22 protein-coding genes are annotated in these 24,015 nt (G+C 72.0%); 16 read left to right on the plus strand and 6 right to left on the minus strand.

Annotation, left to right across the window (positions count from 1 at the left end; translation table 11 throughout):
- Positions 1–42: 42 nt before the first annotated feature.
- Entirely contained in the window at positions 43–843 is an 801-nt protein-coding gene (locus tag IO39_RS05960) for a DeoR/GlpR family DNA-binding transcription regulator (RefSeq protein WP_043617198.1), read from the minus strand.
- 133 nt (positions 844–976) lie between these two features.
- On the opposite strand from IO39_RS05960, the gene IO39_RS05965 reads away from it, so the two are divergent.
- From IO39_RS05965 to IO39_RS05985, 5 genes are all read left to right on the plus strand, one after another.
- Positions 977–2,206, plus strand: coding sequence for a carbohydrate kinase family protein (locus tag IO39_RS05965; RefSeq protein WP_043617201.1), 1,230 nt, complete (start codon positions 977–979; stop codon positions 2,204–2,206).
- Positions 2,203–3,597, plus strand: a complete 1,395-nt coding sequence (locus IO39_RS05970; protein ID WP_043617205.1) for an extracellular solute-binding protein — start codon at positions 2,203–2,205, stop codon at positions 3,595–3,597. The genes IO39_RS05965 and IO39_RS05970 overlap by 4 nt, the downstream gene beginning before the upstream one ends.
- Before the next feature lie 2 nt (positions 3,598–3,599).
- Entirely contained in the window at positions 3,600–4,478 is an 879-nt protein-coding gene (locus IO39_RS05975; protein WP_043617208.1) for a carbohydrate ABC transporter permease, read from the plus strand.
- A 139-nt stretch (positions 4,479–4,617) separates the two neighbouring features.
- Positions 4,618–5,418, plus strand: a complete 801-nt coding sequence (locus IO39_RS05980; protein WP_043617211.1) for a carbohydrate ABC transporter permease — start codon at positions 4,618–4,620, stop codon at positions 5,416–5,418.
- 13 nt (positions 5,419–5,431) lie between these two features.
- Entirely contained in the window at positions 5,432–8,359 is a 2,928-nt protein-coding gene (locus tag IO39_RS05985) for a sugar-binding protein (RefSeq protein WP_084772339.1), read from the plus strand.
- Positions 8,360–8,447: 88 nt separating this feature from the next.
- On the opposite strand, the gene IO39_RS05990 is transcribed toward IO39_RS05985, so the two are convergent.
- Positions 8,448–9,089, minus strand: coding sequence for a DNA alkylation repair protein (locus IO39_RS05990; protein ID WP_439331470.1), 642 nt, complete (start codon positions 9,087–9,089; stop codon positions 8,448–8,450).
- A 364-nt stretch (positions 9,090–9,453) separates the two neighbouring features.
- On the opposite strand from IO39_RS05990, the gene IO39_RS05995 reads away from it, so the two are divergent.
- The 5 genes from IO39_RS05995 (at position 9,454) to IO39_RS06015 (ending at position 15,325) form a co-directional block, all read left to right on the plus strand.
- Positions 9,454–10,386, plus strand: a complete 933-nt coding sequence (locus tag IO39_RS05995) for a zinc metalloprotease (RefSeq protein ID WP_211266903.1) — start codon at positions 9,454–9,456, stop codon at positions 10,384–10,386.
- 132 nt (positions 10,387–10,518) lie between these two features.
- Positions 10,519–11,739 (plus strand): NAD(P)/FAD-dependent oxidoreductase, encoded by a 1,221-nt coding sequence (locus tag IO39_RS06000; protein WP_043617214.1) that lies wholly within the window; start codon positions 10,519–10,521, stop codon positions 11,737–11,739.
- Positions 11,740–12,173: 434 nt separating this feature from the next.
- Entirely contained in the window at positions 12,174–12,770 is a 597-nt protein-coding gene (locus IO39_RS06005) for a DUF3152 domain-containing protein (RefSeq protein ID WP_245641828.1), read from the plus strand.
- 460 nt (positions 12,771–13,230) lie between these two features.
- Positions 13,231–14,355, plus strand: coding sequence for an MBL fold metallo-hydrolase (locus tag IO39_RS06010; protein ID WP_052422493.1), 1,125 nt, complete (start codon positions 13,231–13,233; stop codon positions 14,353–14,355).
- Between the two features lie 55 nt (positions 14,356–14,410).
- A complete protein-coding gene (locus IO39_RS06015) occupies positions 14,411–15,325 on the plus strand; it encodes a pirin family protein (RefSeq protein ID WP_043617218.1) in 915 nt (304 codons plus the stop codon).
- Positions 15,326–15,370: 45 nt separating this feature from the next.
- Here IO39_RS06015 and IO39_RS06020 read toward each other — a convergent pair whose 3' ends face one another.
- Genes IO39_RS06020 through IO39_RS06035 form a run of 4 tightly spaced genes read right to left on the minus strand, consistent with a single transcriptional unit; the run spans position 15,371 to position 19,166 of the window.
- The gene (locus IO39_RS06020; RefSeq protein WP_043617221.1) at positions 15,371–16,324 is read right to left on the minus strand and encodes an ABC transporter permease; all 954 of its coding nucleotides are present in this window, start codon (positions 16,322–16,324) and stop codon (positions 15,371–15,373) included.
- Entirely contained in the window at positions 16,321–17,304 is a 984-nt protein-coding gene (locus IO39_RS06025; protein ID WP_043617223.1) for an ABC transporter permease, read from the minus strand. The genes IO39_RS06020 and IO39_RS06025 overlap by 4 nt, the downstream gene beginning before the upstream one ends.
- Positions 17,297–18,844: a sugar ABC transporter ATP-binding protein gene (locus IO39_RS06030; protein WP_211266904.1), complete on the minus strand. Its 1,548-nt coding sequence runs from the start codon at positions 18,842–18,844 to the stop codon at positions 17,297–17,299. The genes IO39_RS06025 and IO39_RS06030 overlap by 8 nt, the downstream gene beginning before the upstream one ends.
- Before the next feature lies 1 nt (position 18,845).
- Entirely contained in the window at positions 18,846–19,166 is a 321-nt protein-coding gene (locus tag IO39_RS06035) for a substrate-binding domain-containing protein (protein ID WP_342671404.1), read from the minus strand.
- Between the two features lie 839 nt (positions 19,167–20,005).
- Here IO39_RS06035 and IO39_RS06040 point away from each other — a divergent pair.
- The 6 genes from IO39_RS06040 to IO39_RS52265 all read left to right on the plus strand — a co-directional run bounded on the left by IO39_RS06040 (position 20,006) and on the right by IO39_RS52265 (position 23,965).
- Positions 20,006–20,437 carry a hypothetical protein gene (locus IO39_RS06040; RefSeq protein ID WP_043617228.1) on the plus strand — a complete coding sequence of 144 codons (432 nt, stop codon included), beginning with the start codon at positions 20,006–20,008 and terminating at the stop codon, positions 20,435–20,437.
- Between the two features lie 61 nt (positions 20,438–20,498).
- On the plus strand, positions 20,499–20,768 hold the full coding sequence (locus tag IO39_RS06045; protein ID WP_043617231.1) for a hypothetical protein: 270 nt from the start codon (positions 20,499–20,501) through the stop codon (positions 20,766–20,768).
- A gap of 36 nt (positions 20,769–20,804) precedes the next feature.
- On the plus strand, positions 20,805–21,587 hold the full coding sequence (locus tag IO39_RS50300) for a RecB family exonuclease (protein WP_169789025.1): 783 nt from the start codon (positions 20,805–20,807) through the stop codon (positions 21,585–21,587).
- 7 nt (positions 21,588–21,594) lie between these two features.
- A complete protein-coding gene (locus IO39_RS50305; RefSeq protein WP_052422495.1) occupies positions 21,595–22,653 on the plus strand; it encodes a hypothetical protein in 1,059 nt (352 codons plus the stop codon).
- Positions 22,654–23,547 carry an AAA family ATPase gene (locus tag IO39_RS06065; protein WP_084772340.1) on the plus strand — a complete coding sequence of 298 codons (894 nt, stop codon included), beginning with the start codon at positions 22,654–22,656 and terminating at the stop codon, positions 23,545–23,547.
- Positions 23,534–23,965 carry an endonuclease VII domain-containing protein gene (locus IO39_RS52265; protein ID WP_043617235.1) on the plus strand — a complete coding sequence of 144 codons (432 nt, stop codon included), beginning with the start codon at positions 23,534–23,536 and terminating at the stop codon, positions 23,963–23,965. The genes IO39_RS06065 and IO39_RS52265 overlap by 14 nt, the downstream gene beginning before the upstream one ends.
- Positions 23,966–24,015: the final 50 nt, after the last annotated feature.

A 24,015-nucleotide genomic window follows, 5' to 3' on the forward strand; every position in this document is an offset into this window, starting at 1 on the left:
CTGAACGGGACCTCTTCTCCGGCGCCCGGCGGGCCCCGCGCCCTAGGCCAGCAGGACCTGGGTGCCCGCGGCCGCGCAGGCGCGCAGCGTCGGCTCGTCCGCGCCCTCGTTCGTGACGAGCACGTCGACGTCCTCGGGCCCGCAGACCCGCAGCGCGCCCGTGCCGGGGAACTTGTGGCGGTCGGCGAGCAGCACCACCTGCCCGGCCGCGGCCATCATGGCGCGCTTGAGCGGCACCTCGGCGAGCGTGCTGTCCACGAGCTGCCCGTCGGGGCGCACGCCGCTGCACCCCAGGAACACCCGATCGGCCACCACCTGGCTCAGCGCCGCCTCGGTCAGCACCCCCACCAGCGAGTGGTACGGCCGCCGCAGCCTGCCGCCGAGCAGCAGCAGCTCGACCTCCGGATCGCAGCGCAGCACGTCGAACGCGGCGAGGCTGGAGGTGACCACGGTGACGCGGCGCCCGCGCAGCCGCCTGGCCAGCCGCATGGTGGTCGTGCCGATGTCGAGCAGGATCACCTCGCCGTCGCCGACCAGCCCGGCGGCGCGCGCGGCCACGGCCTCCTTCTCGCGCTCGTCGGTGGCGTCGACCGCGGCGAAGGGCCGCGCGGCGTCGGCGTCGAGCGCCACGTGCCCGCCGGCGCCGATGTCGGCGCCGGTGCCGGCGCGGGCCAGGGCGCCGCCGCGGACCCGGCGCAGGGTGCCGTCGCGGTCGAGCACCTCGAGGTCCCTGCGGATGGTGGACGGGCTCACGCCGAGCTGGCTCGCGAGATCGCGCACGCTCGTGGCCCCCGAGCTGCGGACGCGGCGCATGATCTCGGCATGCCTGAGGCGCTGGAGCACGGCCGGATCCTATCAGTCAAAATCGCGCACAAGTAAGCATCTTCCATCAATCGCCCGCAGGTAAACACTTGAATCGGGCGAGTAAACGTGCAAGATTGCGCACATCCCGGTGTGTCGAGGAGGACCCATTCCCGTGTCTGTCCAGGCGTACGACCCTCTCGCCGGCGAGCGCACCCCCGAGGGTCCGCAGTTCGACGTCTTCCTGGCCGGGACCGTCTTCCTGGACATCATCTTCACGGGGCTGCCCGCGATGCCCGCGGCCGGCACGGAGATCTGGGCGGAGGGCATGGGCTCGTGCCCGGGCGGCATCGCCAACCTGGCCATCGCGACCAGCCGGCTGGGGCTGCGCACGTCGCTGGCGGCGGCGTTCGGCGACGACGACTACGGCGACTTCTGCTGGCGCACGCTGGAGGAGCAGGAGGCGGTGGACCTGTCGCGGTCGCGGCGCTTCGAGCACTGGCACTCGCCGGTGACGGTCTCGATGGCGGTCGACCGCGACCGCAGCATGGTCACGCACGGCCATCCGGCCCCGCTGACGGCCTCCGAGCTGATCGGCCGGCCGCCCCGCTCCCGCGCGGTGATCGTGACGCTGTCGGCGGAGGAGCCGCTCGGCACGCCCGGCGGCGCGAGCAACTGGGCGGAGCTGGCGCACCGCGACGGCGCGCTGATCTTCGCCGACGTGGGCTGGGACCCGTCGGGCGTCTGGCCGCGCTCGCTGCTGGACCAGCTCTCCGTCTGCCACGCGTTCATGCCGAACGCGACCGAGGCCATGGCCTACACCGGCACCGAGACGGCCAGGGACGCGCTCTACGTGATCGCCGACCACGTGCCGCTGGCCGTGGTGACCGACGGCGCCAACGGGGCCATGGCGATCGACTCGACGACGGGCGAGGAGGCGTTCGTGCCCGCGCCGCGCGTGACGGCGCTCGACCCGACGGGCGCCGGCGACGTGTTCGGCGCCGGCTTCGTGCTGGGCACGCTGTGCAACTGGCCGCTGGCCGACCGGCTGGCGTTCGCCGGGGTGTGCGCGGCGCTGGCCGTGCAGCAGTTCGGCGGCTCGCTGGCCGCGCCGGGCTGGGGCGACATCGCCGACTGGTGGCACGAGGTGCGCGCGGCGGCCGACCACAGCGGCGCGTACGGCAGCGCGCTGGCCCGCCGCTACGCCTTCCTCGACCGGCTGGTGCCGTCGGTCCCGGTGGGCGCGGTCCGCCGCGCCGCCGCCACCATCGCCCGCTACGCCGACGTCGGCATGCCGCCGCCCGCTTCCCCGACCCCTGCCCGCGCCCGGGGCGAGACGCCCTCCCCGTCCGAAGGGGAGGAGCAGGACCCGCCCCGCGTGCCCGCGCAAAAGGAGCAGCCATGATCGCCCCGAAGCGACGACCCCGAGGTGCGCGGGCGGCGCTCGCGCTGCTGGCCGCGAGCGCCCTGGCCCTGGCCGGGTGCGCGCCCGGCTCCGGCGCCCCGCCCGCGCAGCCCTCCGGCGCCCGCGCCGGGGCGTCGGCCACGCCGGTCAACACCGACCCCGCCTCCCTCGGCGACGTCACCCTGACCGTCTGGGACCAGGAGGTGCGCGGCGGCCAGGCCGCCCAGATGGAGCGGCTCAACGCCGCCTTCCAGGCGAAATATCCCAACATCACGCTCAAGCGGGTCTCCCGCTCCTTCGACGACCTCACCACCACGCTGCGCCTGGCGCTGAGCGGCAACGAGCCGCCGGACGTCGTGGAGGCCAACAACGGCCGCTCCTCAATGGGCGCGTTCGTCAAGGCCGGGCAGCTGCGCCCGCTGGACGCCTACGCCGAGGCGTACGGGTGGAAGGAGCGCTACCCGGAGTCGGTGCTGAAGTACTCGCGCTACAGCGCCGACGGCAAGGTCTTCGGCGAGGGCAACCTGTACGGCCTGCCGCAGGTCGGCGAGGTCGTCGGCATCTTCTACAACTCCGCCAAGCTGACCGCCCTGGGCGTCTCCCCGCCCAGGACGTGGGCCGAGTTCGAGGCCGCGCTGGCCAAGGCCGCCGCCGCCGGCGAGGTGCCCCTGCAGTTCGGCAACCTCGACAAGTGGCCGGCCGTGCACGTCTTCGGCACCGTGCAGAGCCGCGGCGTGCCCGCCGGGCAGATCGGCGCCCTGGCCTTCGGCCGCAAGGGCGCCTCCTGGAACACCCCCGAGAACGTCAGGGCCGCCGAGCAGCTCGTGAGCTGGGTGGACCGGGGCTACTTCGCCAAGGGCTTCAACGGGCAGGGCTACGACGCGGCCTGGCAGGCGTTCGGCAAGGGCCAGGGCGTCTTCCTGATCGCCGGCACCTGGCTGCTGGCCGACCTGCGCGAGGCCCTGGGCGAGCGGCTCGGGTTCATGCTGCCGCCGGGCGTCACGGCCGGCGCGCCGCCGGTGGCGACCGGCGGGACGGGGCTGCCGTTCGCGATCACGGCCAAGAGCCCGCACCCGGACGCGGCGGCGGCCTACATCGACTTCATCACCAACGCCGAGGCGATGAAGGTGCTCACCGACACGGGCAACCTGCCGGTCGCCGACACCGGCGAGCAGACCGTGCCCGAGGGGGCGCAGCGGGACGTCTTCACCGCGTTCTCCACGGTCAGCGGGAAGGACGGGCTGGTGCCGTACCTCGACTACGCCACCCCGACGTTCGCCGACACGCTGGGCGCGGCGCTGCAGGACCTGCTGGCCAGGAAGGCGAGCCCGCGGGAGTTCCTGGCGACGCTGGAGAAGGACTACAAGACCTTCGCCGAGAGCAACGGCTGAGCATGGCGGCACCCCCCGGCGAGCCGCGGCGCGTCGCCTACCTCTACCTGCTGCCCGCCTTCGCCGTCTACGCCGCCTTCCTGCTCTATCCGATCGGGCGGGCGGTGCAGATCTCCCTGTACGACTGGGACGGCCTGACCCTCGGCACCTGGGCCGGGCTGGACAACTACGTGGCCGTCGTCGCCGACGAGGGGCTGCGGGCCGCGTTCGGGCACGCCCTGGTGCTGATCCTGTTCTACGCGGCCGGGCCGCTGGTCATCGGGCTGGCGCTGGCCGCGACACTCAACCACGCCAAGGTCCGCGGGCTCGGGTTCTTCCGCACCGTCGTGTTCCTGCCGCAGGTCATCGCCATGGTGGTGGTGGCGGTGGCGTGGCGGCGCGTCTACGCCCCCGACGGCACGCTCAACGACCTGCTCGGCGCGCTGGGGCTGGACGCGCTGACGCGCGGCTGGCTCGGCGAGCACGCCTTCGCGCTGCCGGCGGTCGGGGTGGTGGGCACGTGGTTCGAGACCGGGCTGGTGACGGTGCTGCTGCTGGCCGGGATGAGCCGCATCCCGCCGCAACTCTACGAGGCGGCGCGGCTGGACGGTGCGGGCGCGGTGCGGGAGTTCTTCGCGGTCACGCTGCCGTCGGTGCGCGGGGAGGTCGCGGTGGCGCTGACGCTGACGGTGATCGCGGCGCTGCGCACGTTCGACCTGGTGTACGTCACCACGCGCGGCGGCCCCGGCACCTCCACCACCGTGCCGTCGTACGAGGTCTACCACCGGGCCTTCGGGCTGGGCCAGGTCGGGTCGGCCGCGGCCATCGGCGTCACCCTGACCGTGGTGATCTTCGTGATCTCGCTGGCCGTCAACCGCTTCGCCGACAGGAGAACCACGTGACCGCGCGCCACCACGGGGGCAGGAGCAGGCAGGAGGCGCACGCGGGTGGGCGCCGGCCCGGGCGGGAGCGCGCGTCCGCACGAGACCTTCGGAAGGGCGGCGTGAGCACCCGCCGGGGCAGCGGAGACGGGAGGGCGAGGTGATCTCGCGCGGGGAGCGGGTGGCCAACTACGTCATCCTGTCGGTGTTCGCGGCGTTCGCGCTCGCCCCCGTCGTGGTGATCCTCACGGCCGCGCTCGGCCCCGCCGACAGCGGCGGCACGGCCGGGCTCGCCAACTTCGCCGCCGCGTGGGAGATCGGCCGGTTCGGCGACTACCTGCGCACCAGCCTCGCGGTGTCGGCGTTCGTCGTGGTCGTCAGCGTGGTGTTGTCGATCATGAGCGGCTACGCGTTCGGCACGATGCGCTTCCGGGGCCGGTCGGTGCTGTTCTACCTGTTCCTGCTCGGGATCATGATGCCGAGCGAGGCCGTGGCGGTGCCGCTCTACTTCGACCTGCGCACGCTCGGGCTCATCGACACGTTCTGGTCGATCTCCCTGCCGCAGGTGGCGCTGTCGGTGGCGTTCGGCACGTTCTGGATGCGGGCCTACTTCCGGGCCTCCAACCGGGCGATCGTCGAGGCGGCCCGCATCGACGGCGCGTCGAGCTGGCGCATCCTGTGGCGGGTGCTGCTGCCGCCCGCCCGGCCGGCGATCGTCACGCTGACCGTGCTGGTCTTCATGTGGACGTGGAACGAGTTCCTCATCCCGCTGATCATGGTGACCAGCGAGTCGCTGCGCACCGCGCCGCTGGGCCTGGCCTTCTTCCAGGGGCAGTACACCTCGGGGTTCACGTTGCTGGCCGCCGGCTCGGTCATCGTGGCCACCCCGGTCGTGATCTTCTACCTGTTCCTCCAGCGTCACTTCGTCCGCGGCCTGCTCCAGGGGGCGGTCCGCGACTAACTCCGGAGGTCCGATGCGCATCACATCCGCGTCCCGCCCCGCGTCCGGCGGCCCGCCCCGGGCCCGGCCGGCCCGGCCGGCGGCGCTGTCCGCCGTGGTCACGCTCGCGCTCGTCCCCACCGCGCTCGTCCCCACCGCACTCGTCCCGAACGGGCTCATCACGAACGGGCCCGTCCCCGCCGCGATCGCCCCGTCCTCACCGGCCGGGCAGACCTCGCCGGCCGGGCAGCCGTCGCCCGGGGCCGGCCCCGTGGACCTCGACGCGCTGTTCATCGGCGCGCACCCCGACGACGAGGCGTTCACCCTGTCGACGCTCGGCCAGTGGCACGAGGAGCACGGCGTGCGTACCGGCGTCGTGACCGTCACCAGGGGCGAGGGCGGCGGGAACGCCGTCGGGCCCGAGGAGGGCCCGGCGCTCGGGCTGCTGCGCGAGGCCGAGGAGCGCGCGGCGGTCGCGAAGGCGGGCGTGCGCGAGGTGTTCAACCTCGACGACGTCGACTTCTACTACACCGTCAGCGCCCCGCTGACCGACCAGGTGTGGGGCGGCGACACCCTGGAGAAGGTCGTCCGGCTGGTACGCCAGACCCGCCCCGAGCTCCTGCTGACCATGGACCCGGCCCCGACGCCCGGCAACCACGGCAACCACCAGGAGGCCGCCCGGCTGGCCGTCGAGGCGTTCTACGCGGCGGCCGACCCGAAGGCGTTCCCCGAGCAGCTCACCCGCGAGCGGCTGCGCCCCTTCGCGCCGGCCCGCCTGCTGACCGGCGGGGCGCGCGGCGCCTCGCAGACCGGCCCCGCCTGCGCGTCGACGTTCCGCCCCGCCAACGCGGCACAGAACGTGTTCGGCGTGTGGAGCGGACGGGTCTCGCCGAGCCGGGGCAAGACGTGGGCGGCCGTGGAGCGGGAGGCGCAGCGCACGTACGCCTCCCAGGGCTGGGCCGGCTTCCCGGACGTGCCGGCCGATCCCGCCCGGCTCGGTTGTGACTTCTTCACCCAGGTGGACGCGCGGGTGCCGTTCCCCGAGCCGGGCAGCGCGGCCGCCGCGGCGCCGACGGCCGTCCTCGACGGCGCGCTCACCAGGGCGGCCGGCACGGTCCCGCTCGGCACCCGGCTCGGCCTGCGCGCCGGCGCCTTCGACGTGCGGCCCGGGGTGCCGTTCACGGTGACGGCCGAGGTGACCGCGCCGCCCCGCGAGCCGCTCGGCCGCTCCTCGGTGACGCTGCGCGTGCCGGACGGCTGGCAGGTCACCCCCGGCTCCGTCGCCGGGAAGGGCGACCCCACCGGCGCACCCGCCACCCGCGACGCCGGCCCAGCCGGGCCCACCGCCCGGCACGCCGGTGAGCAGGGCGGGGCCGGCGAACTGGGGAGGATCGGGGCGGGGAAGCGTGGTTCCGCCACGTTCACGGTGACCCCGGCGGCGGGGGCGGCGGCGGGACGGGCGCGGGTCGCGGCCGTGCTCGCCACCGAGCGGGGCCGCGGCTACACCGACCGGCAGGTCGAGGTCGGCCCGGCCGTGCGCGGCGCGCAGCAGCCGCTGCCGCAGGTGGCCCAGTACGAGCGGTGGACGGCCGAGGTGGGCGTGCCGCAGGTGCGTGGCCTGGTCGCGCCCGTGCTCACGCTCCCGTCGGGCGGCACCAGGCAGGTCGGCGTGGTGGTGACGAACGTGAGCGACACGGCCCGCTCGGGCACCGTCCGCCTGGACCTGCCGGCCGGGTTCACCGCCGACCGCACCGAGGCCCCCTACACCGGGCTGGCGGCGGGGACGACGGCGACGGTGCCGTTCACGGTCACCAACTCCGACCCGTCGCTGAAGACGTCCAACGAGGGCGGCGACTACGCGTACACGATCACCGTCACCGGCCAGGACGGGCCGGCCACCGGCCGCGCGGCCCTGGAGCTGGTCCCGGCCGCCTCCGTGCCGCGGGCCGCCGCCGCGCCGGCCGTGGACGGGGTCGCGGGCGACGGCGAGTACCCGGGAGCCGTGCTCGACGTCTCCCGCCTGTGGGAGGGCGAGGCGTGCGCGTCGGCGGCCGACTGCTCGGGCACGGCCCGGGTCACCTGGCACGACGACACGCTCTACCTGCTGGTCCACGTGCGCGACGACGTCCCGGGCACGCGGCTGGCGGCCTCCGACTGCAAGCGGCACTGGCGCACCGACGCGGTGGAGGTCGCCCTCGACCCGCGCGGCACGTCCGAGAACACCTCCACGACCTTCAAGGCCGCGGTGCTCCCGGTGACGGCCGAGGGGCCGCCCTGCCACCTGCGCGACGCCGACAACCGGCAGGGCCCCGGCGAGCGGACGGCGCCGGGCATGCGGGTCGCCTCGAAGGCGGGCGACGGCGAGTACACCGTGGAGCTGGCGATCCCGATGGAGCTGCTGCCGGGCGCCGTGGACCCCGATCACCTGGGGCTCAACATCCTGGTGTACGACTCCGACACGCAGGACCGGACCGGCCAGACCCGGATCGGCTGGTCGACGTGGGGCGGGGTGCAGGGCGACCCGTACCGCTGGGGCGTGGCCGCCCTTCCCGGCTACCGGCCGCCGCCGGACCGGCCGACGACGCCGCCCGACGCGGTGATCCCGGACAGCGCGCTGTCCAGCCTCGACTCGCCGCAGTCGCTGGAGCAGTCCGTACGCGTGCGCGTGCCGCCGGGCGGCGCACCGGAGGCCACGGCGGCCGAGAGCGGCCGGGTGACCGCCGCCTCCGCCGGCCGCGACGGGGTCCGGGTGACGCTGCGCGCCGCCGCCCCGGGCGAGGCCCACCTGTTCGTCCGGGACGCGCGGGGCACGGCGGGCAGCCGCGCCGTGACCGTGCCGCGCGGGGGCACCACGGCCGTGACGGTCCCCCTGACCCGGGCCCTCGACGGCGGGGCGACGGTCGTGGCCGGCTGGCGCGCCCCGAACGGCGCGGCCACGGCCTCCCGGACGCCCGTCCGCTGACCGTCCCGGGCGGCCCGCGTCCCGGCCCGGCCGGAACGGGGGCCGCCCGCCGACGGGGGCGGGCGTCACCAGAGCCGCCGCGGGGCATCTACGCCTGCTGCCTGCGCACCATCTCGTTGATCCAGACGGGCGCGTACGGAGAGGTGCAGCCCGGTGAGGTCGGGTAGTCCTTGAGCACTTGCAGGCGCTCGCCGATGCCGATCGCGCGAGCGCGGTGCTCCGGATGGTCGATGCCGATCTGGGCCAGGCAGTGGTTCATCGCCCACTGCAGGCGGTCGGGGGCGGCCTTCATCTCGGCCTCGATGACGTCGAGCAGCCCGGCGAGGTCGAGTCCCTCGGGCTTCCTGGCCACGCGTTCGGTGGTCAGCGCCCAGCCGGCGCTCGCGACCACGGGGTCGGGGTCGGCGGACCAGGCCAGGCGCAGCTCCTCGGCGTACGGGCTCTTCTTGACCACGTAGTTCACGAGCCAGTCGTGCACCTTGGGGGCGCGGCTCTGGCGCACCATGGCGTCCAGCTCGTCCCGCCCGAACGCCTTCGGGCGGCACACGAGCATCGCCAGCAGCCGCGCCGCGGTGTCGCCGGTCTCCCAGAGCCGGCGGGCCAGCTCCTGCTGCGTCTTCAGCCGCTTGGCGAGCGCGCGCAGCTTGCCGAGGTTGACGCCGTGGTCGTCGCCGTGCCTCTCGTTCACCGCGCGTGCCCGGGGGTCCTCCAGCGCGGCCAGCTCGGCCAGCACCTCGGCCAGCACCTCGGCCGGCACCTCGGCCGGCACCTCGGCCGGCACCTCGGCCGGCACCTCGGCCGGCACCTCGGCCGGCGTCGCCTCGGTCGATGCCGTCGCCGTCTGTGTCGTCCCGGCCTGTGTCGTGTCAGCCTGTGTCGTCCCGGCCACCTCGGCCTCCTGTCCGTCGCGTCGCGTGCGACCTGCAGCCTACGACGCTTCCGGACCCCGGCCCACCGGCCGCCACTCGATGACTGTGCGTGATTGAACAACTACAAAACGGGTACGGACGGAGAAAGCCAACATCCCCCGGCGGGGGCGGAGCGTCGCCCCCATCCCTCCGGCGTGCCCCCCGCCCTCAGGAAAGGGAATCCCCGTGCCCAGCAACGAGCGCTGCTTCACCATGCCCGTCCACCACCATCTCGTCGCCACCTCCCCCCGGTACGCGGTCGCGCTGGCCGCCATCGAGAACGAGACCTTCACCAGGAAGAACGCCAGAGCCGCCGGCCGTGAGGAGGTGGTCACGATCCCGATCGTCGTCCACGTCGTCCACGCCACCGCCGAGCAGAACATCGGCCAGGAGCAGATCGACAGCCAGCTCAAGGTCCTCAACGAGGACTTCAGGAAGGCCAACCCCGACGTCGGCAAGGTGCCCGGCGTGTGGAAGGAGCTCGTGGCCGACGCGCGGCTGGAGTTCAAGCTGGCCGACAAGGACCCCGACGGCAAGCCGACGTCCGGGGTCATCAGGAAGGAGACCTCGGTCCGGGCGTTCGAGCCGGACGACGCGGTCAAGTACGCCGAGCGGGGCGGGTCCGACGCGTGGCCCGCCGACCGCTACCTCAACGTGTGGGTGTGCGAGCTGAACGGCGCGCTCGGGTACGCCCAGTTCCCCGGCGGCCCGGCCGCCACCGACGGGATCGTGATCAAGCACAGCGCGTTCGGCACGACGGGCACGGCCGCGGCCCCGTACGACGGCGGGCGCACCGCCACCCACGAGATCGGCCACTGGTTCAACCTGCGCCACATCTGGGGCGACGACGGCGACGGCTGCTCGGGCAGCGACTTCGTCGACGACACGCCCAACCAGGCCGGCCAGAACCGCGGCATTCCCACGTTCCCGCACGTGAGCTGCGACAACGGGCCCAACGGCGACATGTTCATGAACTACATGGACTACACCGAGGACGCCGGGATGTACATGTTCACCAAGGGGCAGGCGGAGCGGATGGACGCGGCGCTGGCCGGGCCGCGCTCGTCGTTCCTGCCCTCGCAGGTCCGCGAGAGCATGCGCCTGGACACGCCCGCCTGACCCACCCACCTGACCCATCGCCCGGCCCGTCGGGCGGCGCAGGCACGGAGACTCCCGTGACGGGGTATCCGCATGACAAGTGCGCCGATCCGGTGACCGGCCCGGCGCGCCCGGACTGCGATCATTGGGGCCATGCGTGTTGTGGTGATCGGGAGCGGCATCGTGGGGGCCGGCGCGGCCTACCACCTGAGCCGCAGGGGCGCGGCGGTGACCGTGCTGGACGGCGGCGCCCGGGGCGAGGCGACGCGGGCGGGCGCGGGCATCGTGTGCCCGTGGGTGGACCATCCGGAGGACGACGCGTGGTACCGCCTGACGAGCCAGGGCGCCCGCAGCTACCCGGCGCTGGTGGAGGAGCTGGGCGAGGACATCGGCTACGCCAAGGTGGGCGCGTTGCTGGTGGCCGAGGACCCGGCCGACCTGGAGCCGGTGCGGGCGCTGCTGCGCCGCCGCCACGCCGACGCGCCCGAGATGGGCGAGATCACCGACGTGTCCAGCCCGACCGAGCTGTTCCCGCCGCTGTCCGACACGCTGAGCGCGCTCCTCGTGCCCGGCGCGGCCCGGGTGGACGGCTGTTCGGTACGCGAGGCGCTCCTGCGCGCCGCCGTGGCCCGGGGCGCGCGGGTGCTCACCGGGACCGCGGCGCTCACCCCCGGCGGCGAGGTACTCCTGTATCCCCTGGAAACGACGCCCGAGGGCGGCGCCGGGGAGGGCGGGCCCGCCGCGCCCGCGACCGGCGCGGCCGACGGGTCCTGGCGGCAGGCCGCGCCCCTCTCCCCCGCCCCCGGCGCGCCGGGCGGGCCGCAGCCGCGGCGGCCGGCCGGTGAGGGCGTCCCGATCGAGGCCGACGCGGTGATCGTGGCCGCCGGCGCGTGGACCGGCGAGGTGTGCCGGCCCCTGGGCGTCGAGCTGCCGGTCTTCCCCCGGCGCGGGCAGATCCTGCACGCGACGCTGGAGGGCGTGGACACGGCGTGGTGGCCGATCGTCCTGCCCCGGATCGGCCCGTACCTGCTGGGCTTCCCCGACTCCCGCGTGGTGATCGGGGCGACCGTGGAGGACGTGGGCTTCTCGCCGCGCGTGACGATGGGCGGGCTGGAGGAGGTCATCGAGGCGGGGCTGCGGGTGGCGCCGGGGCTGTTCAACGCGACGGTGACGGAGACGCGGGTGGGCCTGCGCCCGGTCTACGCCCCCGGTTCGGCCCTCATCGGCCCGCTGACCGACCGGGTCGTGGTGGCGACGGGGCTGAGCGCGTACGGGCTGACGGCCGGCCCGTTCACCGGCGAGATCGCCGCCGCGCTGGCCCTCGGCGAGACGCCGCCCCTGGACATCACGCCCTACGCGCCCACCGGCCACTGAATCCCACCACAGCGGACAGATCCCAACCCTGCCCACCAAGAGCGACAAGGAGCAACGTAACATCGAAAACCTCCCCACCATGACGTCGTGGGGAGGCCACCTTGCCACCATTCGCACCACACCCACGCGGTGCCCTCGCGCCGCCACGGCCGCACGAGCCCCGACCGCATGGACCGCATGGACCGCATGGACCGCTGCCGGGTGGACCGCTCACACCGCCACGGCCGTCCCCGCCCGCGCCGCGACCGCGTGGGCTGCTCGCGCTGGTCGTGCTGCTCGGGGCCGCCGCCGGGTGTGCGGGCGGCCCTGTGGCCGCGCCGCCGTCGCCGCCGTCGCCGCCCGCCGCGCCGACGGGGGCCGGGCCCGTCGTGCCCGTTCCGCCGTGGCCCGCCGGGCGGCCTCCGTCCGGTCCGGTGGCGCCGCCCTGGCCGGCGGTGCCCAGCCCGTCGCCCAGGCCGCTGGCCCCCGGGGATCGTGAGCACCCGGGCGAGGCGCGCGTCCCCCACTCGGCCTCGGGCCGCTACGCCGTGGTCGGGGGCGGCGCGCCCGCCAGGCCGGGGCGCGGGGCCGTGGTGCGGTACCTGGTCGAGGTGGAGCGGGGGCTGCCGTTCGACCCGGCCGGGTTCGCCGCCGAGGTGCACCGCACGCTCAACGACGTGCGCGGCTGGGCCCGCTTCCAGCGCGTGGACCGGGGCCCGGTACGGGTCCGCGTCGCCCTGTCCAGCCCCGCCCTGACCATCCGCCAGTGCCGCCCGCTGCGCACCGGGGGCGAGCTGTCCTGCTGGAACGGCCGCCGCTCGGTCATCAACGCCCTGCGCTGGGCCACGGGCGTCCCCCAGTACGGCGGCGACCTGGCCGCCTACCGCCGCTACCTGATCAGTCACGAGGTCGGCCACGGCCTGGGCCACCGCCACCGCTCCTGCCCGGGCCCCGGCCGCCTGGCCCCGGTGATGACGCAGCAGTCGAAGTCGCTGGGCCGCTGCCGCCCCAACCCCTGGCCCTTCCCGCACCGCGCACCCGAGGACCGCTGACGCCCAGGGAACGCCGACGCCCGAGGGACACCGGCGCCCGGGGAACGCCGACGCCGGGGAACGCCGGCGGCCCGGTCGTGAGGGCGAACGCCGTGCGGGATCACGGGCGGGTGGCGCGGAACCGTTCGCCGCGGGCGCGGCGGACGGCATATGCGCTGGATGCCGGCCATGAACCGGAAGGTTTCCCGGCGTCCGTCCAGGGGGCCGCCGGTTTTCCGCGGGGCTGCCGTTGGGCGCCGGAGCAGGAAACGGTAGGTTCTTCCAACCGGACGAGATCGCCGTTCTGGCGACCTGGCCGCATCGCCGCACGCCGGGGGGGCGTGGGCGGCGCCGGCCACGCCGCTCCGAGGCCGCGCGATCACGTCCGTCGTCCTGTCGCGACTTCGTCGCAGAAATGGGAATGCCGGGGAGTCCCGATCGGTTTGATCGGGACGCGAAGACCTTCAGGGGAGTGTGGGCGATGGCAGGGATGCGGACGGCACGACGGGTCCTCGCGGGCGGTGCGGCACTGGCCGCGGCCGGGTGGGCGCTGCGTGAGGTGCCCGCCGAGCTGGGCGTGCGGCCGCTGACGTCGGGACCGGAGCGGGCGTCGAGGATACGCCGCTCGCCGCAGTTCAGGAACGGCTCCTTCGTGAACACGATGCCGGAGCCGACCTCGGGGCCGATCGGCGCGCCGCCCGTCGGCATGCTCGCCGAGCTGGCCAAGGACAAGAACCAGCGCCACCCCGCCGGGCCCGTCCCGCTGCGGATCCCGCCGTCGGACACGCCGCCGGCCGACGGGGTGCGGGCGATCTGGTACGGCCACGCCTCCACGATGGTGGAGATCGAGGGCAGGCGGGTGCTGCTCGACCCGGTGTGGGCCGACCGCGTCTCCCCCTCGCGGCTGATCGGCCCCAAGCGGCACCATCCGCTGCCGGTGGAGCTGGGCGAGCTGCCCCAGGTCGACGCGATCGCGATCTCCCACGACCACTACGACCACCTCGACATGGCCACGGTGCAGTCGCTGAACCGCACGCAGAAGGCGCCGTTCCTGGTGCCGCTGGGCATCGGGGCGCACCTGGAGCGGTGGGGCGTGGCCGCGTACCGGATCATCGAGCTGGACTGGGAGGAGGAGGCCGAGGTCGCCGGGCTGCGTTTCGTCGCCACGGCCGCCCGCCACTTCTCCGGCCGGTCCCTGGTCCGCAACGACACGCTGTGGGGCTCCTGGGTGATCGCCGGGGCGTCCCGGCGGGTGTTCTACGCGGGTGACTCCGGATATTTCGCGGGTTATCAGGGCATCGGGTCGGCGCACGGGCCCTTCGACCTGACGCTGATGCCGATCGGCGCGTACAGCCCGGCCTGGCCGGACATGCACATGACGCCGGAGGAGGCCGTCAACGCCCACCTCGACCTGGGCGGCGAGCTGCTGCTGCCGGTGCACTGGGCCACGTTCACGCTCGCCCTGCACCCGTGGGCGGAGCCGGTGGAGCGGTTGTGGCGGGAGGCCAAGGCCCGCAACGTCAAGATCGCCGTGCCCCGGCCCGGCGAGGCCGTGACCGCCTCCGCCGCCCCGGCGGTCGAGGGCTGGTGGGAGATGCTCCACTGACCCTCGGGGAGGGCGTGCCGATCGGCCCGCGGTGGCCCGGGCGTACAGTCGTCGCGTGAGCAACCTGGAGCTTGAGCCGCGGGAGATCCGCGGCGGCGCCGACGCGGGCGCCGGTCGCGAGGTGCTGATGGGGCGGGAGGTGCCGCTGGGCGGTCCGCGCGCGATGGCGGTGAGCAGGACCCTGCCGGGCGTGTACCGGCGCATGATCGGCGCCTGGTGCTTCGTGGACGCCTACGGGCCCGAGCCGGCGACCATGCGGGTGCCGCCGCACCCGCACACCGGCCTGCAGACGGTGAGCTGGCTGCTCGCGGGCGAGGTGCTGCACCGCGACAGCCTGGGCAACCTGCAGCGGATCCGCCCCGGCCGGCTCAACCTGATGACGGCCGGGCGCGGCATCTCGCACTCGGAGGAGTCGCCGGGGACGCTGCTGCACGGGGTGCAGCTCTGGGTGGCGCTGCCCGGCGAGCACCGTGACGTCGCCCCCGACTTCGAGCACCACGCGTCGCTGCCGGTCCTGTCGGGGCCGGGGTTCGCGGCGAGCGTCCTCATGGGGACGCTGGGCGGGGTGACCTCGCCCGCCACCGCCTACAGCCCGATGGTGGGGGCCGAGATCGCGGTGGACGGCGCGTGCGCGGTGCCGGTCGATCCGGCGTACGAGCACGGGCTGCTGCTGCTCGACGGCGAGGTGGCCGAGGTGGAGCGGGGACCGCTGGTGTACCTGCCGCCGGGGCGGGACGAGGTGCGGCTGTCGGGGCGCGGGCGGGTGCTGCTGATCGGCGGCGAGCCGTTCGCCGAGGAGATCGTCATGTGGTGGAACTTCGTGGGGCGCTCCCACGACGAGATCGCCGCCTACCGCGCGGAGTGGATGGAGGGCGAGGGGTTCGGCACCGTCGTGGGCTTCGACGGCGCGCCGCTCCCCGCGCCCGTCCTGCCGGGCACCCGCCTCAAGCCACGCGGCCGCGTCCGCTGACGGGGTGCGGTCCCCGGGGCGGGGCCGCCCCGGGGAGGCGGGCGGTCAGGTGAGGCGCTGGGCCTTGCTGAGCAGGCGCTGCGCCACCACCACGAACGCCAGGAACGCGCCGCTGACCACCTGCTGGAACGCCGAGGTCAGGCTGCCCACCTGGTTGATCAGGCTCTGGATGACCCCGAGCAGCAGCACCCCGGCCACCGACCCGGTGATGCCGCCCGCCCCGCCGGTCAGCAGGGTGCCGCCGATCACCACGGCGGCGATGGCGTCCAGTTCGAGGCCGATGCCGAGGATGGTCACGCCGGAGGAGAGCCGGGCGGCGTTCAGGGCGCCGGCCAGGCCGGCCAGCAGGCCGGACATGACGTAGACGTACACCTTCGTGCGGGCGACCGGCACGCCCATCAGCGCCGCCGCCTGCTCGTTGCCGCCGATGGCGTACACGTTCTGGCCGAAGCCGGTGCGCTGGAGCAGCACCATCGCGGCCAGGGCCAGGGCGGCGGTGACGTACACGGGGTAGGACAGGCCGAGGAGCTGGCCCTGGCCGAGCGCGGCGAAGGCGCGGTCCTCGACGAGGTAGGTGGTGGCGCCCTCGTCCGAGATCGCCAGCATCAGCCCGCGCACGCCGAGCAGCCCGGCCAGGGTCACGATGAACGGCGCCATCCCCGTGCGCGCGATCACCAGGCCCTGCAGCAGCCCCACCGCCCCGCACACCGCCAGCGGCAGCAGCAGCGCGACGAGCGGCCCGGACCGCGAGCCGTAGGCGGCCAGCACCCCGCCCAGCACGAACAGCGAGCCCACCGACAGGTCGATCCCGCCGCTGATGATCACGAACGTCATGCCGATCGCGATGATCGCCAGGAACGAGGACGAGACGACCACGCTGGCGGCGTTCTCCGGCGTGGCGAAGGAGTCGAAGGCCAGGCTGCCCACGATCACCAGCACGCCCAGCACCATGGCGGCGCCGTGCTGCTGGAGCGTCCTGCTGACCTGTTCGCGGTTCATCGGGTTCCCCGCTTCCTGGTGGCGTAGACGGCGGCCAGGATGATGACCGCCTGGACCATCTGGGTCCACGACTGCGGGAGGTTGTGCTTGATCAGCGTGGCCGCGAGGAGCTGCATGAGCAGCGCGCCCATGACCGTGCTGAGCACCCGGATGCGCCCGCCGGTCAGCGGGGTGCCGCCGACCACGACGGCGGTGATCGCCGACAGCTCGATGAACTGGCCCAGCGAGGTCGGGTCGCTGGCCTGCAGCCGGGCCGTGGCCAGCACCCCGGCCAGGGCGGCGAGCAGGCCGGAGATCACGTACACGGTGAGCAGCACCCGCTTGACCGGCAGGCCGGACAGCTCGCTGGCCGACCGGTTGCCGCCGATGGCGACCACCTGCCGCCCGAACGTGGTGCGCCGGACCACGAACAGCACGATCACGGTCAGCGCCGCCGCGATGAGCACGATGACCGGGATGCCGGCGACCGAGCTGCTGCCCAGCGCGATCAGGCCGGGGTTGCGGAACTCGACGAGCTGCGGCACCAGCACGTTGGCCAGGCCGCGCACGCCGACCAGCAGCGCCAGGGTCGCCACGATCGGCTGCACCCCGACGTAGGCCACCAGCGCCCCGCCCGCGGCGCCCACGACCGCGCCGCCGATCACGGCCACGACGAGCGCGGGCAGCCAGCCGTAGCCGAGGTAGAGCACGGTCAGCGCGGCGGCCAGCGCCATCACGGAGCCGACCGACAGGTCGATGCCCTGGGTGCCGATGACCAGCGCCATGCCCAGCGAGACGATCACGATGGGGGTGACCTGGACGAGCTGGGTGCGGAAGTTGGCGGCGTCCAGGAAGTGCGGGGTGAACAGCACGTTGAACAGCAGCAGCGCCAGCACGGCCGCGTACACGCCGTAGTCCTGCACCCACGCGTAGACCTGCGGTTTGAGCACGGCGGCCCGCCCGGCGGGGCGCCCGCCGCGGTCGTGGGTCAGCTCAGCCATCGGCCTGCTCCGCGATCGTGGCCATGATCCTCTCCTCGGTCACCTCGTCGCCCGACAGCTCGCCCACCACGGCGCCCTCGCGCAGCACGAGGATGCGGTCGGCGCCCTCGACCAGTTCCTCCAGGTCGGAGGAGATGAGCAGCACGCCGAGCCCTTCGCGCGCCAGCTCGTCGATGAGCGCCTGCACCTCGGCCTTGGCGCCGACGTCGATGCCGCGGGTGGGCTCGTCCAGCAGCAGCACCTTGGGCCGCACGGCCAGCCAGCGGGCCAGCAGCACCTTCTGCTGGTTGCCGCCGGACAGCTCGGAGACGAGCTGGTGCGGCGAGGCGGCCTTGATCCTCAGCCTCCGCATGAAGATCTCGACCACCTTGTCGATCCTGGCCTCGGAGACCACGCCGGCCCGGCCGAGCGCGGGCAGGGCGGCCAGCGCGATGTTCTCGCGCACGGACAGGGTGGGGATGATGCCCTCGGCCTTGCGGTCCTCGGGCAGCAGGCTGACGCCGGCCCTGATCGCCGCGGCCGTGGAGCCGCCGCGCAGGGGCGCCCCGGCGACGAGCACCTGCCCGCCGTCCAGGGGCAGCGCGCCGACGATGGCCTTGGCCGTCTCGGTACGCCCGGCGCCCAGCAGCCCGCCCAGCCCGACGACCTCGCCGGGCCTGACGCTGACGTCCACGCCGTCGAGGACGTGCCGCCGGGTCAGGCCGCGCGCCTCGACGACCGGGGCCTGCCCGTTCGCGCGGGGCTGGCCCGCGCGGTCGAAGCTGGTCAGGCCGGCCGAGCGCACCTCGTCGAGGTCGCGGCCGAGCATGAGCGCGATGAGCCTGAGCCGGTCCAGCCCGGCCAGCGGCCCGGTGTGCGCCAGGCGGCCGTCGCGCAGGACGGTCACCCGGTCGCACACGCGGTACAGCTCGTCGAGGCGGTGGCTGACGTACATGACGGCGATGCCGCGCTCGCGCAGCTTCGCGATCACGCCGAACAGCGTCTCCACCTCGCGCGGCTCCAGCGAGGAGGTGGGCTCGTCCATGATGACGACGCGGGCGTCCACCGACACCGCCCGTGCCAGGGCGACCATCTGCTGCGCCCCGACGCCGAGCGTGCGCAGCGGGCGGCGCACGTCGGTCTCGACGCCGTAGCCGGCCAGCACGCGCTCGGCCTCGCCGTACATGGCGGCGGCGTCGATCACCCCGAACCTGCCGCGCGGCTCGCGGCCGAGCAGCAGGTTGCGGGCCACCGACATCATGGGGACGAGGTTGACCTCCTGGTAGATGGTGGAGATCCCGGCGTGCTGCGCGTCCATGGGGGTGGCGAAGGCGGCGGGGGCGCCGCGGTAGCGCAGCTCTCCGCCGTCCGGCCGGTACACGCCGGTGAAGACCTTGATCAGGGTGGACTTGCCGGCGCCGTTCTCGCCGACGAGCGCGTGCACCTCGCCGGGGCGCAGGGCGAGGGACACGCCGTCGAGCGCGAGCACGCCGGGGAAGCGCTTGGTGACGCCCCGGGCCTCCAGCACGGGCTCCGGCCCGGCCACGGAATCAGCCGTCAACTCAGTACGCCTCACCGAGTGAGTCCTTGGCGTTGGTCGTGTCGTAGTCCCGGTCGGAGATGATCACCTTGTCGGGGATCGGCTCGCCGTCGAGGAACTTGCGGGCGGTCTCGAAGGCGAGCGGGCCGAAGCGCGGGTTGGACTCGATGACCGCGTACAGCCAGCCGTCGGCGATGCTCTGGACGGCGCTGCGGGTGCCGTCCACCGAGACGATCTTGATGTCGCCCGGCTCCTTGCCGGCGCCCTTCAGCGCGGTGACCGCGCCCAGCGCCATCTCGTCGTTCTCGGCGTAGATGCCGTTGATGTCGGGGTCAATAAAGATTCAAGGATGATCTTGCTCGCTGCGGGCGTACGCCCAGGTAGAAGCCTGTTTTGAGGTAGATCACAGGGGTTCCCCGTCCAGTCCTTTATGTCCTGTTATGTCCGTTTTCAAAAGATCATCAAGGGTCCGACTGCACATGGCTGCACATGGCCGAGAGCGAAAGAAGCAACGCAGAGCGATCAAGAACTGGAACGTTGCAGCCTCAACTGGAACGTGGTAGCGTTCTCGACGTCGCCCCAACCGGGGAGGCGCAAGGCCCGGCCCGCAAGGGTCAGACAAGGCGTCTACCAGGGAAGACGACAAACCGGGAGTTGACGAGCCAACTTTAAGTTGGTAACTTAATCCCAACAGCGCACCGCCGACGAACGGACACCCCGCAAGGGGGGCCAGGAGTCAGAGCGGGGACGCGCTCGCAACATGACAATCAGTGGGCACCATCGCCAGAAGAATGGTCCGGGACAGGTAGCTAAGCCGCAAGCGACCCGCCTGTCTCGTGAGGTGGAGAAGAGAAAAAGACGGCTGTCATTCGCCGCGCCCCAGTCATAAAAAGGTCCGTGAAACTTCCGCGTCCGAAAACCATGGGCTCGCATGTGCGAGCAATACTGGCTCTGGGTTGGAACCTGATTCGATAGCTTTCGAGCGTACGGGCTCGCATCTCGTGTCCGTACGTTCGGCCTTCTGTCGAATCCCTTCCCCAATGCGAAATGATGAGAACGCAAAGATGCTTCCCCTAACTCATCCCCTTATACACGGACGCAGGTTCAACATCGGGCCACCCGTGTGACCCCTTCAGGAGTACCAATTTGAAATTATTACATGATGCCCGATAAGGACTAGAAATGGCTGATCGCAAGATTGACCCCCTCGTACTTAGGCGGATGTTCGAGGAGGGCAAGACTTACCGCGAGATTGCAACGTATTTCAACGTGACCATCAGCGGGGTACAGCAAGCCGCCGAAAAGATGGGACTTCGTCGGCAGACCGTTAGTCACAAGAAGTACATCCCCTGGACCGTTGATGTCGAGCACAGACAGACCGGGCCGATTACGAACCTGCGTAACCTCAGCAAGGTTGCGCAGGGACAGCAGGTCCCCCTGGCCAAGCTGAACACTGGCCTGCGGTGGGCTACCCGCCTCTATGAGGACGGCCTGGACATCGACTACGACCGCACTATCGGGTTCTACGAGCGCCCGGCCAACGAGGACAACTGGCACATCAAGATGGTCCTCAAAGACGTGGGCGAGGCACTGAAACCCTCTCAGTCGCAATAAACGGCGCGCGGCCCCCTCGGAAGGGGGCCGTGCCCACCCCCTCAGAGATAAGGAAAGCCGAGTGGCATTCACCGGACCAGAGGACTTCAACGACGACTACACCGGCGACTCCATGGTGAACTTCTATGAGGCCACCTTCGCGCGGGCGGATAAGTGCATCGGCCCGGCCGGCACGCTCTATGAGATCTGCGCCACCGGTGGAAACGCGACGGTCGCCAACGTCATGGCCGCGCTCTCGCAACTCCCCCAAGACGTGATACTCCGCAACGCCTTCTACGACGAGTGCGACGAGGACCCCGACGTCTTCATCACCTTCTGGCGCGCAGCTTAAAAATTTTTACTTCCCAACTGGAAGTTGGAAACGCTATTGCACAGACGAACATCGGTATCCCGCCTCACGTCCATCGCCCGCTGCGGCCTGTCCTACGAACTGGAGCGCGTCCGACATCTTTCTTCTCTCCCAGCCGGGTGGCTCATCCAGGGGACCGCCATCCACGAGGCGGCCGACGCCTGGGAGAAGTCCCTCCGGCAGATGCCCGTCGAGCAAGCCCAGGAGGTCTTCAAGGCCACCTGGAGAAAGGAGATCGCCAAGGCTGACGAGGCCGAACCCGACCGCGAACGGTGGCTCGTAGGCGGCCGGAAGAAGGTCGTCAACGACCTGCGCGACCGCTACGAAGGCGGCCTGGCCCAGGTGTACGACTACATCGACTACAACCTCAGCGACCACGGCCTACGGCCCTACCTGCTGCCGGACGGGTCGCCCGCCGCCGAGGTGGGCTTTGAGATCGAGTTCGCCGACGTGGCCGTACGCGGCTACATCGACCTGCTCATGCAAGACACCCGCACGGGCGAGCTGCTGGTCCGCGACATCAAAAGCGGGGCCAAGACGCCGGCTGTGCCCTTCCAGCTCATCGTCTACCGCCAAGCCGTGCGCGAGGTCCTGGACGAGGACGTCAGCTTCGGCGACTTCTTCATGACCCGCGACGGCAAACCCACCCCACCCATCGACCTGACCACGCTCGACGAAGAACTGATCAAGGATTGGTTCGTCCGCCAGGTCAACCTGGCCGAGCAAGGTCTCTTCCTCCCCAACCCAGGCGACGCATGCCGCACCTGCGGCGTCGCCCCCCACTGCCCTCTCATGAACTAGGAGAACCATGAACAAGATCGAACGCTTCATCGCCGAGGCGGGCAAGAAAGGCGTCTATTCCACCAAGATCTACCGCAAGTTCGGCATCACAAGGGAGGAGTTGGAGGCGGAGCTGCCGGGGATGGCCGTCGAGACCTTCACGTTTCCCAGCACAGGCGGCAGGCCCGCGCAGGTCTACCGGTACGTGGGACCCGATCTGGAGGCGGCACCGGACCTACAAGTCGGCGGGGGCGCGACCAGCCACTTCGATGAGCTCAAGCATGTAGACGAGGAGGGCGAGCACTGGTTCGCACGCGAACTGCTCATGGGTCAGACATTCAAATATGCCAGATGGAAGGACGCGGAGAAGGCAGTCCATCGCGCCGTCACTGCGATCACCAACACTCAGGGCGTTTCCGCAGGTCAGGCCAATATTCGGGAGGTCCTGCATAATGTGCGGGTCGGCTTTGGGGAACGATCCGTGAAGGACTATCGGCTCACCCGCTTCGCCTGCTACATGATCGTGATGAACGGTGACCCGACTAAGCCAGAGATCGCAGCAGCGCAAACCTACTTCGCAGTTAAGACCCGAGAGGCCGAACTTGCGCAGTCCGCCCAGCCGGTCAAGCTGACCCGTCTGGACCTGGCGAAGTACTGGCACGAGGCCGAGGAGCGAGCAGCGATCGGGTCGGCCCGTGTCAAGGAGCTGGAGTCCGAAGTCAAGGAACTGGTCCCAAGGACCGTTGCCGCCTACGCCGCCGAGGAGCGCAACGACGGCCAAGCCGTCTGGGACCTCAAGGCATCGCTCGCTGACATCTTCGGATGCAAGCAGACTCTCGTCTTGAGGGCTCTAGCGGGCCTGAGTGCGCTGACAGCCGAGAGCAGAGGAGCGGGCAGGTACAAGTACCTGGTCGCACCCGAGTGGAAGGACGTCCTCTTCAACACCCCGAGCATCTACGAGGATGAGGAAGGCGTCGAGCACGTCTACGAGGACGGCCCTGTCCGTGTGAGGTCGGGCATGCAGATCGCATTCTTGAAGCGCGTGGAAGCGGTGCACAAGCAGCGGCGGGCGCTCAGGGCCGCCTGAATGCTGCTGCTCACCCACGCGAAGCGGAAGGCCAAATCCGCGGGTGCCCCCATCCCCGTCGTGTGGCAGACCCTCGCCGACAACACAGTCCACTTCCGCCGCTCTCAGGTCGCCATGGTGGCTGCCGCCCCAGGTGTCGGCAAAAGTGCGTACACCTTGAATCTGGCGATCCGATCAGGTGCTCACGGCATCTACATGTCGGCCGACAGCGACGAGGTCACCCAGGCCATCCGAGCAGCCGCGATCCTGACCGGCGACCGCGTCCAGGACATCGAAGCCGCCTACAAGCAAGAGAAGGGAGCCAAGTACGACAAGGCCCTCAAGGAGTTCACGCGGGTCTGGTTCGACTTCGATGCGGCACCGTCTCTGAAGGCCATCGAGGAAGAGGTACTTGCCTACGCCTACATGTACGGCAAGTGGCCTGAGCTGCTGGTTCTCGACAACCTCGCCAACGTCTTCGACGAGAGCGGCGGGGAGGGCTTCACCTCTCTGGAGTCCACCATGAGCTTCCTGGTGGACCTGGCCCGCAAGACCGAGGCCGCCGTCGTCGTCCTGCACCACGTGGTGGGAGACGCCGAGTCGGGCGATCAGCCGCTCAAGCTCAAGGACATCCGAGGAAAGATCACCAAGCTCCAGACCCTCGTGCTGGGCCTGGCCTACACCGACACCTTCACCCCGCAAGGCCGAGCGCTCGGGGTGTACGTGCTCAAGAACCGAAGCGGCAAAGCCTCGGCGGCCGGCGACCTGATGATCGAGCTGAACGCCGACCTGGACCGGATGCTCATCAACGACATGGAGCAAGGAGGAGGTGTGCCCGACGATGTATGGGAGGAGTTCAAGACGGCAGTCGAGGCCGAGGGAGCACCGGAGCGGCGCATCTATGAAGAGATGTGAGCGCTGCGGTCTCAACCGCCAAGAGCGCTTCTACAGCGGGCCGCGCGGCAGGATCTGCTCGACCTGCCAGAAGAAGGCCCGATCCGACGCCCACCACCGCCGCAGAGTCGGCAAGACCTACGGGCTGGAGCCCGGCGAGTATGACGTGCTGTTCGTCGCCCAAAATGGCGCCTGCGCCATCTGCCAGGGCACCAGGCGTCAGCGCCTGTCGGTGGACCACGACCACCGCGATGGAGTCGTACGCGGCCTGCTGTGCCGCATGTGCAACGGACGGCTGCTGACGGCAGCTCGTGACAGGCCGGACGTCCTTCGGGCCGCCGCCGCCTATCTGGAACGCCCCCCAGCGATCGACGTCCTCGGGTACCGCTACGCATCCGAGGAAGCCAACAACAACAGCCGCCAGAGGAGAAAGCGATGAAGTACTACAGCTCGACCCCGCCCCGCGACCTGTCCCGTCCCCACACCCGA

The sequence above is a fragment of the Nonomuraea candida genome (assembly GCF_000725485.1).
Classification (GTDB): Bacteria; Actinomycetota; Actinomycetes; order Streptosporangiales; family Streptosporangiaceae; genus Nonomuraea; species Nonomuraea candida.